Raw genomic sequence first — 13,044 nt, forward strand, 5'->3', positions numbered from 1 at the left:
CAAATTAACCGCCGAGGTCGCCGGGCTTGCGGACACTTATCCGTTCGGGATGTGACCTCGTTCGGAGCGGTCGAGTCAGCGGGCGTTCCGGCCAGGGGATTCAGCGGCACCATGTGCAAGCCCATAGCTCATGCTCCCGGCGCTCCTTCGTCTGCCGGCTGTACCTCCAATGCCTCACTCTCTACGGCTTGGGAATGCCCTGCGAAGCGCTGCCTTTCGCGGCGGAAAATCTCGACGAGATAGTCGGCGACCGCGCGGACACGAGGCACTTTCGTCAGGTCGGGGCGGATAAGAAGCCAGAGCTCGCGCTCGAGCATCGGCGCGTCGAAGTCGATCTCGGCAAGCTGCCGATCATTGTCGGCGAGATAGCGTGGCAGCAGTGCAATTCCAAAGCCTGCTCGTGCCGCGGCAGCTTGCGCTATCTGGCTGTTGGCGCGGAGTGCGAAACGGCGCCCGGGGAAGTGTCGTTCAAGCCACTCGGCCTCCGCGATCGAGTCGGCCTCTCTGTCGAAGCCAATGAGGGGCAATCGCGTCAGCGCGTCCGGTTCAGCGTGCAGGCCGGCTGCGACATACAAACCAAAGTAGATCGTGCCGACACGTCGGCCCGCGAGCTCGCTGCCCTTGGGGTGACCAAATCGCAAAGCGATGTCGGCCTCCCTTCGGGCCAGGCTCAGGAGCCTGACCTCTCCAATGAGCTCGAGATCTATCCCCGGATGGCGTCCATGCAGCCCGTCCAGTCGGTCGATCAGAAATCCTTCCGCCAGGCTGCGCCCGGCGGTGACCCGCACGAGGCCACTGAGCTCCACGCCCGCATCGAGGCGCCGCAGAACCGAGAGCGCGGCACTGTCCATGACGGTCGCTTCTTCCAGCACTGCTCTGCCGTCGGCCGTGAGTACGTAGCCCTCGGCGCGGCGCTCGAACAAGGCGCGTCCCAGCAGCGCCTCGAGACGAGCAACCCGGCGGGACACCGTTGCATGATTGACGCGAAGCGCGCGGGCGGTGGCGGACAGCGAACGATGTCGCGCCAGCGCCGCGAAATAGCGAACGTCTTCCCAGTCGAGGTCGCCTGTGCATTTCTTATCAAGCATAGAGAATTTATAGCGAGTTCCCGGCAAAGCGGCGAGGGCTAAACTCGCGCAATGGTAGAAAAAAAGGTAGGTGGGAAACTGGCGACGAGCCGTCGCCTCGCGCACGCCGTTCGCCGCTTGATAAAGGGCGGCCGTCGTCATTCCGGCGATCGTTCGTCACGCAACTTCGACTGCGCATTCAAGCGCGGCGGAGCGCCGAGCCGGCGCTGGAGCTGAGTGGCCATGCTTAAACAGCCCAACGGCAACGTGGCGTCCTATCTGATTGCCCGGCTAGAGGAGCTTGGCATCGAACATCTGTTCAACGTACCCGGCAGCTATTGTCGTGGATTTCTTGCGGAGCTTGCCAAGAAATCCGGGCTGAAGGCCATCTTCACGACATATGAGATGGAAGCCGCGTACGCAGCCGACGCCTATGCCCGCATCAAGGGGTATGGCGCGATGTGCAGCACTTATGGCGTCGGTGCGTTGAGTGCGCTCAATGGCGTCGTCGGGGCTTTCGTCGAACGCTGTCCGGTCGTCGTTATCAACGGAAGTCCTTCTGCAAGTCAGCTCGATCTTGAGATCGACTACGGCATCATGTTCCAGCATTCGACGGGTCAGCTCAAGACGGACCTGACGATCTATTCGCAGACGACGGTGGCAACAGCCGTGATCGAGCGGGCGGAAGAAGCGCCAGACAAGATCGACGAGGTTCTGATCGCCTGCATGACGCGTCGGCGCCCTGTCTACATCGAAATCAGTCAGGATCTATGGGAGCAATCCTGTGCATTGCCGGTGGGCAGGCTCAGCGCTGCGTTATCGATCGTCAATGCAGACTCGCTGTCGGAATGCCTCGACGATGCAATGGCGCGGCTCGCCGGCGCGCAGCGTCCCGTGTTGTGGGTCGGCGAAGAGCTCGATCGCTGGCGATTGCATCAGGAATGTGCGGACCTGTTGCGCGCGAGCGGGCTCGCCTATGTCACCACCCTGGCCGGAAAATCGGTGCTGGCCGAGACCACGAGGGGATTCCTCGGCGTGTATGATCGCCGGTTCGCGACGCCCGATCTTCAGGAGTTTGTCGAGAGAGCCGATTTTGTCATTGCACTGGGCACCACGATCACCGATTTCGTCGGAGACATAGTCGCGAAAGACTACGGCAGCATGATCCTCGCTTCGCAGGGTGGGGTCCGCATCGGACATCATATCTACAGCGACGTCAGCCTCAGGGATTTCATCGTTGGGCTGACGCAGCGATTGGGAGGTCATGCCGACGCTCCACCCGCTTGGGAAACGGCATCGAAGCGTCAGGCCGCCGACGTCCCATCTGGCGATTCACCCATGACTTTCGATCTTCTCTTCGCTCGCATGCCGGATTTCGTGCGGGGCAAGATTGTGATCGCGGACACCGGCCTTTCGCTCTTTGGATCCGCTGGACTGCCGATCGTCGATCGGCAGGGATTTTTGTCGCAATCGATCTGGATGTCGATCGGATACAGCCTCGGAGCTTCGGTCGGCGCGGCCTGTGCCGGCGCCAAGCGGCCGGTCGTGTTCGTGGGAGATGCCGCCTTTCGGGAGGGGCCACAGGCCCTCTCCACGCTGGTTCAGTACAAGCTGCCCGCCGTGATCTGCGTGATGAACAACGGGATCATGGGGATTCAGCAGTTCATGGGCCATCCGCGATTCTACGATAGCCCGCACGGCCAGCCGGACGGTCACAATGTGCTCCGTCGCTGGGATTACTGCGCGTTAGCTGGCGCTTTTGGTGCACGATATGCAAGCGCCAGAACCCTGGCCGAATTCGACCAGGCGCTGCGACTGGCAGCTGAGCTGACCGACGTGCCGATCTTGATCGATGTCATGCTCGATGAACGGGATATCCCGAGCGTGATCCGTCACACCATCGGGCGCACCGCTCCCGAGGCGGTTCAGGCGAATTTCGAGGCGCCGCTGCTGCGACGCATCGTGCCTTGATGCGGTACCAGTTCCTCGGTGCCGCGGCCCTGCCAAGTTGATCTGTGCGATTCTTATCACTCATTGAGAAAATATTACGGGTTCCTCGCGAACCCGTTGCAGACTAGTCTCCCGCCAAGATTGTGGCAGCGTCCCATTAAAGCCTCTCAGGGCACTGGGCGCAATTCCTATTGCTGAATACAGAGGCGACGAGACGACATTTTCGACGGACCAACGTTCCGATATCCGATTTCAGCGAGGTCATTCATGAGCGCAATGCCTTTTGAAGAACAGCCATCGGACCCGCCGCTTCTCGATACGGTCATCTATGGTGCGCGCAAGGAAGACTCGATAACGGACACGACCGAGGCATCAGTCGCCACTCAACACGAGCTCACCGTCGGTGGGGTGACACTCGAATACACTGCCAGGGCAGGCCATCTGGTTACGGTCGACCTGTACAGCGGGCAGCCGGCTGCGAAGCTGTTCTACGTGGCATTCACGGCCAATGTTCCAAATCAGAAAGAGCGCCCCGTCACGTTCTTCTACAACGGAGGGCCGGGTTCCTCGTCGGTCTACCTCCTGCTCGGTTCGTTCGGCCCACGGCGCATCAGGACGAGCATGCCGGACTTCACGCCGCCCGCGCCCTACGCCTTGGAAGACAATCAGGATACTCTCCTGGACCATTCGGATCTCGTCTTCATCAATCCCGTCGGCACCGGCTACTCGGCAGCGATCGCGCCGAACAAGAACAAGGATTTCTGGGGGGTAGACCAGGACGCCGGATGCATAAAGCAGTTCATCAAGCGCTACCTGACCGTCTTTCAGCGCTGGAATTCGCCAAAGTTCCTTTTCGGCGAGTCATACGGCACGCCCAGAACCTGCGTCCTCACCTGGATGTTGCATGAGGACGGTGTCGATTTGAACGGCGTCGTCCTGCAATCCTCCATCCTCGACTATTCCAAGGCGAGCAATCCGATCGGGACACTGCCGACGTTGGCGGCCGACGCGCACTATTGGAAAAAGGTCGCCACCAAGCCTCCTCCCAAGGATCTTCCGTCCTTCATGGAGTCAGTGGAGGCATTCGCCCGCGGTCCTTACGCGAAGGCGCTGTCCGAGTATCCAAAGATCAAGCCGGAACTTCTAGAAACCCTCAGCGAAATCCTCGGGATTCCGCCTGCGACACTGCGTCATTGGAAATTGAATCCTGCCGCCGACGACGCGACGCCATTTCTGACGAGCCTGCGCCGGGACGAAGGCTATGCGATCGGGTCCTACGATGGGCGCAACTATGCGGACGAAGAAGGAATTGCCGGCGCAATTTCCCCGGATTCCGGGAACAACGACCCGACGATCACGGCGATCGGCGGCGTCTATACCACGATGTGGAACGTCTATCTCAATGAAGAGCTGAAATACACTTCGGTATCGCCGTTCCTGGACTCAAACGATGAGGCCTTCAAAAACTGGGATTTCCGCCATATCGATCCAACGGGCGCACACAAGGGCGGACCCGATTCTCTCTACACAGCCGGCGATCTTGCCGCGGCCATGTCGCTCAACCCGAATTTGAAAGTATTTTCAGCCAACGGTTACTACGACGCTGTGACGCCGTTCTTCCAGACGAAACTGAATTTCGAGCAGATGCCGCTCAAGGGCCCACATACGGCCGAGCGGATAGAGATCCGAAATTATGGCTCGGGTCACATGGTCTATCTCGACAATGAGTCGCGGGCGGCGATGAAGGCCGACCTGGCCAATTTCTACCAGCCGCCACCGCCGACTGCGGCTGCGGCTGCACGATCAGTTCAGCAGGCCGGAAAAATTCACAGCACGCGCGTTCGTAGGCGGATGAGCCGCACTCCGTACTAGGTACCAGTCAGTTCGCAATTCCTCGAGCACCCTTCCTCATCGGGACTATCATCGCGAGCAAGATGACGGCCCTGAGCACCTTGTGGATCCGGCGTCATGACCACGTTCAGAATTCACCCCGCCATCGGCATCGCGCGCGTCGGCAACTCCGATGACTACGTGATCGCGCCGGAGACCATGGCAGGGAGTCCGGCTACCGACGGGACCAGACTGACGGGTGGATTGCCGATCCGGCGGGGAACCGAGAGCGAGCCCATTCGGAGCAGCGATCTTCGCGATGCATCCGGGGCCCTGAAGCGTCACGCCGCACGGTTTCGCCTTTTCTCCTATGGTGATGGCAATCCCGAAAGCTGGCCCCGTGGCGACGGTCGCGAAGTCCGGATTGGCGACGAGATCGACGGACGAAAGATCGCCGATATCATCTGGACCGTGCATATTGCGAACAAGAAGACAAACTGGTTCGTGCTCGCCGAGAGCGATCCGCAGGGGATCGAAAGCTACGAGAATGGGAACCTCCCTGAAATTCGAAATCCGTCCTTGACACAGGCCGGTGCTCCGCAACCCCCCGACAAGCTCGCCACGCTCGCTTTGCCGGATCGCTTGCGCAAGCTTGTGATCGATCCTGGCCCGCGTGTCGTGTCCGGCGCGTCGGCGGCTCCTGTTCGGTTTGATGCGCCGACCCCCGCGAGATATTTCGACGGTGCTCGCGGAGCGGTCGTCGATATGCCCGACTATCCGAAATCGTTTCCATCCAACGGCCTCGGACCACTCGACTGTCCTTCCGGGCCGATCGATAGCCTGGGTGAAATTCAGACCGATTCCTTCGGTCGGCTTCTCGTGCTCGGCGGTCGGGGCCCTGCGGTTGCGTGGAAGATTGCGGGAAAATCGCCCCTCGACGACGACGTCAACAACAACCAATGGTTCGATGATACGTCGGACGGGCCGGTCAGTGCGACGATCGTCTTCGAGGACGGCGGTCGTGCGGCCGCGCATGGCGCGTGGGTGTCGGCGACCGATCCCTCCTTCGCGCCGCAGATCCTCAATGTCGTATCGATGTGGGATGACGTTTACGATGTCTGGGTACGTCAACTCGAACTCGCCCCCGACATCTTCGACAAGACGTCCCAGGCTTACAATCCGGCCTACAAGCCCACTTTCGGCGACCAGGTTGCGCCCATCCTCAAAAGTGCGAGCCAGCAGCACTGGGTTGCCAATCTCAGTCAGAACGGCATCGCAGCGCATGCTGCCTTGGCCAGGATCACGGAGACGACCGATCCTGCGAGGACGTCATTGGCTGGCTTGTCTGCGGTCTTCAGGGATCCGTCGCAGGATCAGTTGAAAAATACCACCCTGATGCCTCTGCACCTCGGCGATGCAGATCAGTCACTACTCGCCTTGCGGCAAACGCAGCACTTCTTTCTGAAGCAATGGAATAAGGGCCGTGACTATTTTCGGCCGGGCTCCGGCTCCCTCGGTCCCGGGGAATTTCTGGACAAGGCTACACTCGTCAATTGCATCGGCGGCCGGTTGAGCCCGGGCATCGATCTGACATTTGTCATGCGTGAGCCGGCGCTCTACGAGCTTCCCTGGCAGACGTCGGGAGCAGGGCCATTCAGAATTCGGGCGAAGCCGCTCGCTTACGATGCGGGTCTCGTCCGCAACAATGCCTTCCTGGGCGTCGGCTACGTTCCTCGCCATGCCGATCAGTCGGGACTTGAGCCGGGGGACCTCTCCAAATTCCTGGCCTTGCCGTGGCACACCGACTACAACTCCTGCGCGACCCATCCGTTGGATCCCCCTGTTGGCAAAGTTCGGACGTTGTTCTGGTCCTGGCCAGCGCAGCGGCCCGTTGCGGTCTACGACGCATCCCAGGTGAACTGGGGACCGCGCGACCTCGACGATTCAACCAATGTATTCCAGTTGGGTCCGCAACTATGGTCGCTTCGCGGTTGGGGCACCGACGCCGCGGATGCCGAGAATTGGGGAAGATATCAAGAGCGCAAGGACATGCTGTACAACTGGCACCGGATCGGCACGGTGCTGCAGTCCCCGGCGATTGACCCTCCACTCACGCACACCGAGTCGGGCTCGACCGTCGTCACCACCGCGCCTGATGATTGGTACCTCGAGGTTGAGAGCCAGTTGCGCGACACCGGCCTCACGCCGGTCGTGCCGTTCCCGAACTACGCGACGGAAATTCCGTCGAATCTGGTTCCGCAGCCGACGCAAGATGATGCCGGGCCAACGCCGGACAGCCAGAATCCGGGCGCGGTCCGCGAGTTGTTCTATGAACTTCTAAATGTCGACGAATATCCCGGAGCGCTGCGGAATGCGCGGCACTATGTGGATTTCTGGCTGAAATGGGCCGAGGTTTTTTCGCTCGATCCCACGGTGGCCCCGTACGATCGCACGTTCTTTCCCTATTCGCCTCAGGCAATCGAGGACAGGATGCAGCTGATCTACCAGGAACTGTCGGATGATGCCGATCTCGTGGACCCCGACCCGTTGATCACGAACGTTGCGCAGATGGTCATCCGTATCAAGCAGTTCACGCCGCTGAACCTGCTGGACGGCGCCTGGCTCCGCAACATCGGGAAGGCCGGGCCGACGGACGAAGTGCGCGCGCTCCTGTTCTCGATCTGGATGGATGAGTTCGGTGACGGAGAGGTGTCGAAAAATCACTGCAATATCTATCTCGATCTCTGTCATAGCGTCGGATTCTATCCGTCGGACCTGAGCAGTCGCGAATTTGCGTTCGACGAAGAGCTTTTGGACAGCGCCTTCACGGTGCCAACCTTCGAGCTTGCGATCTCGCAGTTCACCGAGGAATACTACCCAGAGATACTCGGCATGACGCTGCAGCTCGAGTGGGAGGTGCTCGGTCTCAAACCAACGCGCGATCTCCTTGCGAGCTTGGGTCTGAATCCGCATTTCTACGTCATGCATATCGGCATCGACAATGCCGTGAACGGCCACGGCCGTCGTGCGCTCGATGCGGTTCTGCTCTATCTCCAGACGATACAAGAAGCCGGCGGGACCGACGCGGTCAACAAGGCGTGGCGACGGATCTGGAACGGATATGTCGCATTCGGGCAAATCGGAAATCTGGGTCAGGATCTTCGGAACCTCATAACGGATCCGCCGAGCCTGGAGGAGAGGATGATCGCGCTCATCAAGAGCAAGGCCGATTTCGGAAGTCGAAACCACCAGGCCCACACTTTGGGCGGGACGCCGATCAACGAGCTGTTTGCCGTGCCGGAACAGTTCCTGCAGCTCATAAAGTCCGACTTGCTGACGCCCGGTGATTGGGAGAACAGCAGGCTGAACCAGCTGATCCAGTTTCAGACGGGCGCGATGTTCAGGGTGTTCACGGATGATGAGATCGATCTGCTGAGAGACTACACGCTGTCTTTGGCCGGCGCTCCGAAGCCGCCTCCGCCGAAAGGACTGCCACCCGCTGCCGCCATGGAAGCCGTGATCAAGCAGCTGAAACCGCAGCAGATCGGCGCGGTGGGGCACACCGCGAATTCGCTGACCGACGAGTCCGGAGTGGCACATACGATCGCCTGGTGGTTCGATCAGCCACCGGCTGCATTCATGGCAGCTCTCGCATCGTCTCGGAACAACGTGATCACGCCGGGAGATCCCGCGGCGAGCTCCTTCCTGACAAACTGGATTGCGCCCACCGGGCCGATGGGAGGCGTATTCGCACAGATGGCCGTGGAGTCTCCTGGCATGACGTGCCGCGCCGTCGTTCAACGCTGGATCGCGAACGGCTGCCCGGCAGTCGACCAGGTCGTTCGAATGCTCCGGCTGACCACGCCGTCGACGAAACGGCGACGACACAAGACCGGACGCATGTTTGGGATGGGTAGTGTCCATTGATCGGAGTGATCAAGAGCGATGTCGTCGTGCTCGGCGGAGGAATTGCCGCCAGCGCCACGTCTATCGCGCTCGCTCGAAAAGGTGTCAGGGTCGGGCTGTCGTATCCGGTACACACCAGACCGCGGCTGGCGGTCGGTGAGACCGTCCCGCCCGATGTAAGGAAGCTTCTCAGTGAATTAGGGGTCTGGGAGAAGTTTCTTGGGCAACGGCATGAGGCAAGTCTCGGCAGTTGCTCAGCATGGGGCGGGACGGAGCTGGGCTACAACGATTTCGTGTTGAATCCGCAGGGCTGCGGTTGGCACCTGGACCGCGCCAGGTTTGAGGCGTTGCTGCTTGACCACGCAGCAAGCTGTGGCGTGGCCGTCTTCCCGATCGCCAAGTGCGCCTCACTGGAGCAGGCCCCGGACGGAGGCATCGCTCTCAGCGCGATCATGCCGAACGGGGCCACACAGCACCTTTCGGCGCGTTACATCGTCGATGCCACGGGATCGCGCTCCGTCGTTGCACGCCAGATGGGCGCGCGCCAGATTCCGCTGGATCGACTGAGCTTTGTCTACGGGTTCTTCGATCAGCCGCAGGCGGCCGCTTCTTCGCAACTCACCCTGCTCGAAGCCCGGGAGCTCGGCTGGTGGTACAGGGCGAGGCTGCCTGATCACAGGCTCGCAATTGCCTTCGCCTCGGACGCTTCGATCGTCCGGGACCATAATCTCGCGCGCGCGAGCGAGTGGCTCGCTCTTCTTCGCGCGACGAGTCACGTCGCGCAGGCGATCGAAGCATATCGGCTGAAGGATATCGTCGTGCGCGCCGCGCCGAGCTTTCGTTTGGACTGCGTCGTCGGGGCCAATTGGTTGGCCGTAGGAGATGCGGCGGCCGCCTGTGATCCAATTTCCTCACAGGGCATCATGAATGCACTCGAGGACGGGCTCCGCGCCGCTACGACGATTGCCGACGTGCTCGACGGACGTTCCGACAGCAGCGGGTTTTACGCCCGATACCTCGACGCCCGATACGCGGACTACCTCGCGAACCGCAACTATCTCTACAGCCTGGAACGACGCTGGCCGAAATCGCCATTCTGGCGGCGGCGATACGCGCCCAGCGGAAATGTGTCGCTTCCCGGCGAGAGAGCTGCCTAGGCCACAGGAGGACCGAAGTTTTGTATTGAGCACGAAGACTAGAAGACATTTTCCATAATTGATCGTTTCACGAATTTCATTAGGAGACAGAATTAATGGCCATATCGCGTAGAACTCTCATGTCCGGTGCGGCGTCGGCCTTGGCGTTCGCGTTTCCGGCCGTCTCTCGCGCCCAGGACGAACAGAACGCGCTCGAATTTTCCCGGATATTCGGCAAGCCCGACATGAAGGGTGGCCCGGATCTGGACACGGCTCGGATCCTGCAGGAGAACCGTACGGCCGTGCCACGCCAAGCTGGCGAATTTGCAGACTTCCTCTCCAAGTCTCCGTTGCTCCAGAACATCACCGGTGGCGTCTCCAACAATGATTATTATCATCTGTTGCAGTGGAACGCGCTTGCGCTGGATCTGACGGCGCAGGATCACTCGACCACCACCGGGACGACGGATCCGACTTACGCCGAACAATACGGTCCGCATCGATCGAGTTGGGCGCTTGCGATCCTGCACCTCGCGATGTTCGAAGCGGTCAACGCGATCATCCAGCGGCACAAGAGCTACAAAGGATCCCAGGCCGCCATCTGGTCGGGGGTCGGTCAACCGGGCACGGCCATCAATCCGAAGACGGCGTCTGTCCGCGCCGCACTCGCCTCGGCGGCGTACGACACGCTCGCGGTCCTCTACAAGAACAAGATCGCGTACACGAAAGTGGTGTTCAACAGACTGGAACTGGCCATCGACGACCCGCTGCCCGCCGTGCAGCTTGGAGCAAGGATTGGCTCCGAAGCCTCCAAGGTTATCCTCGCCACCCGCAAATACGATCCCGGCACCGGAAAATTCGGTGACGGGTCGAAAGCGCAGGTCGGGCTGCAATCGTTGTCCACCGAGCCGCGCTTCACCGATCTGTTCAAGGGGCCGGTCGGTACTCGGGATTGGGATATCGATCCCATTAGCCAGCTTCCCGTGGCACTCGGCGGACATTGGAATGAGGTCATGCCGTTCGTTGTGGCCGATCTTCACCTGCCTCCGGGACCGCCTGCTGAAAACGATCCGAAGTTCAAGTCGGCGTTGGATGCCGTCCGTAGGCTCGGCGGGGATCCTGCGCCGCCAGCCTTGGGCTCTCGCTTCAAAACGCCGACGAGCCGGAAAGGCAGCGTGTTCGCTCCGCTGGATTCCTCGAACGAGACGCTGAAGGGCATCTACTGGGCGTACGACGGGACGCCGCTTCTGTGCGCACCGCCGCGGCTTTACAATGAAATCGCGCTGTCGGTCGCATTCCGCGAGCGGCCGATCAAGCGTGTCGAGGACCTGGCGCAATACCTCGCCTTCATCAACGTGGCGATGGCCGAGGCCGGCATAGGTGCATGGACCGGTAAGTACAAATTCCACCACTCGCGGCCCGTCACCTACATTCGCAAGACGGATCCCGAAGGATCGGTGCTCGGTTCGAAGAACAAGGAGTTCACCCCGCTGGGAGCACAAGTCTCCAACGGTACGCCAGCGGGCGCAAACTTGACACCTCCGTTTCCGGCGTATCCTTCGGGGCATGCAGTGTTCGGAGGAGCCGTGTTCGAAGCGATGCGACTCTATTTGCGGGGCGACACCGCGTTCACATTCGTGTCGGACGAGTACAACGGCCTCAACAGGGGGCCGACGGGCGCCACGCGACCGAAATTCGAGCGTAAGTTCAAGAACCTCACGGAGGCCGAGATCGAGAACGGACAAAGTCGCATCTGGCTTGGCATCCACTGGCAATACGACGCCGACGACGGCATCAAGCAGGGCAAAGCGATCGCCAAGGACGTCTTCGATACGTTCAATAGCTAGATTTGGCTAAATCAAAAGCGCGGCGGCGGCTCAAGGCGTCGCCGCGCTTTGTTGCGAACTTCGGACGAGGGGCCGATGCGACCAAAGGAACGCCGAAACGGTGACCCGCCGGTGTTCTCCGCTCAAAGCCGAATGCGACTATCCACACAGAAGCAGATACGCCGAAAGCGCGGGCGGTCCAAAGGTCTGGCCCATCAGCAAAGGCAACGTCTTTCCGATAATCAGCTGCTTTGCCGATGGAGCAGGGTGAAGCGCGTATCGATGACGGCCTGTTCGGGCTCGGCGTCGGGGTGCGCAATCCGGGCGATGATGAGCCGCGCTGCTTCCTTCCCGATCAAGTCGCCGGGAGGACGGATGGTCGTCAGGGACGGATTGGAGGCCGCGCTGAAGCTCAAATCGCCAAACCCCACCACCGACAGGCGCTCGGGAATTGCGACACCGGAGCGCTGGCACTCGAAGATCACGCCGAGGGCGATATGGTCGTTGGAGCAGGCGATCCCGTCGACGTTCGGAAAACGATGCAAGGCCTCGCCAAGCAACATCGCGCCGACCTCGGCACTCGCCGGAGCGGGGTGCTGGATGATCTCTGCGGTGACGTCGGTCGTGTTTCGTGCAGTCTCGATGAAGCCCTGGGCGCGCCGCGCGGCGCGCCGATCCTCATGTAGGCGGGCGCCGAGAAACAGCAGTCGCTTGCGCCCGCGCTGAAGAAGATGCGACGCGGCGGCATGACCGACCTGGTCGTGGTGGAAGCCGACCGCCATGTCCATGGTCGGGGAACCGAGCTCCCAGATTTCGACGATTGGCACTTTGCTGTCGCGCAGCAGCCGGCGCGTTGCTGCGCTGTGAGACAGGCCGGTCAAGACGACGGCGGCGGGCGCCCAGGACAGTGCCACGCGGACCAGATTCTCCTCGTCGTGCTCCTTGTACTCGGTGTGGCTGAGCATCACCTGCAGTCGCTGCTTGCCGAGCTCGTCTTGCAGGGCCGCGACGGTCTCGGCGAAGAACGCATTGCGCACCGATGGCACGATGATGCTCACGACGCGCGATGAGGCCGCTGCCAAGCCGCCGGCCATCAGGTTCGGCACGTAGTCGAGCGCTTCGATGGCCCGTGCGATCGCCTCGCTCGCCGCCGCCGAGACCGCATCTGGCTTTCTGAAATAGAGCGACACCGTGGAGGGCGACAGCTCTGCGCGCGCCGCCACATCCATGATCGTGACCCGTTGCATCTTGCGCCGGGTGCGTAGGGGCTTTGATGCGGCCATTGCCATGTTGGCTTGAGATAATAGCGCTATTATCTAGCTGAAGCCC

General features: G+C 61.0%; 7 protein-coding genes. 5 read left to right on the forward strand and 2 right to left on the reverse strand.

The genetic code is table 11. The features are described from left to right. Positions 1–128 precede the first annotated feature (128 nt). A complete protein-coding gene (locus XH91_RS10065) occupies positions 129–1,229 on the reverse strand; it encodes a LysR family transcriptional regulator (protein WP_245470728.1) in 1,101 nt (366 codons plus the stop codon). An 81-nt stretch (positions 1,230–1,310) separates the two neighbouring features. Here XH91_RS10065 and XH91_RS10070 point away from each other — a divergent pair, with 81 nt between their 5' ends. From XH91_RS10070 to XH91_RS10090, 5 genes are all read left to right on the forward strand, one after another. Beyond that, positions 1,311–3,038, forward strand: coding sequence for a thiamine pyrophosphate-binding protein (locus tag XH91_RS10070; RefSeq protein ID WP_128950452.1), 1,728 nt, complete (start codon positions 1,311–1,313; stop codon positions 3,036–3,038). 246 nt (positions 3,039–3,284) lie between these two features. Then, positions 3,285–4,889, forward strand: a complete 1,605-nt coding sequence (locus XH91_RS10075) for a S10 family peptidase (protein WP_128950453.1) — start codon at positions 3,285–3,287, stop codon at positions 4,887–4,889. 96 nt (positions 4,890–4,985) lie between these two features. Next, positions 4,986–8,774, forward strand: coding sequence for a LodA/GoxA family CTQ-dependent oxidase (locus XH91_RS10080; protein ID WP_128950454.1), 3,789 nt, complete (start codon positions 4,986–4,988; stop codon positions 8,772–8,774). Positions 8,775–8,779: 5 nt separating this feature from the next. Next, positions 8,780–9,910 (forward strand): FAD-dependent monooxygenase, encoded by a 1,131-nt coding sequence (locus XH91_RS10085; RefSeq protein WP_245477348.1) that lies wholly within the window; start codon positions 8,780–8,782, stop codon positions 9,908–9,910. A gap of 515 nt (positions 9,911–10,425) precedes the next feature. Then, on the forward strand, positions 10,426–11,736 hold the full coding sequence (locus tag XH91_RS10090) for a vanadium-dependent haloperoxidase (RefSeq protein ID WP_164934159.1): 1,311 nt from the start codon (positions 10,426–10,428) through the stop codon (positions 11,734–11,736). 221 nt (positions 11,737–11,957) lie between these two features. Here XH91_RS10090 and XH91_RS10095 read toward each other — a convergent pair whose 3' ends face one another. Then, positions 11,958–12,962, reverse strand: a complete 1,005-nt coding sequence (locus tag XH91_RS10095) for a LacI family DNA-binding transcriptional regulator (protein ID WP_245470729.1) — start codon at positions 12,960–12,962, stop codon at positions 11,958–11,960. Between the last annotated feature and the right edge of the window lie 82 nt (positions 12,963–13,044).

The sequence above is a fragment of the Bradyrhizobium guangzhouense genome (genome assembly GCF_004114955.1).
Classification (GTDB): domain Bacteria; phylum Pseudomonadota; class Alphaproteobacteria; order Rhizobiales; family Xanthobacteraceae; genus Bradyrhizobium; species Bradyrhizobium guangzhouense.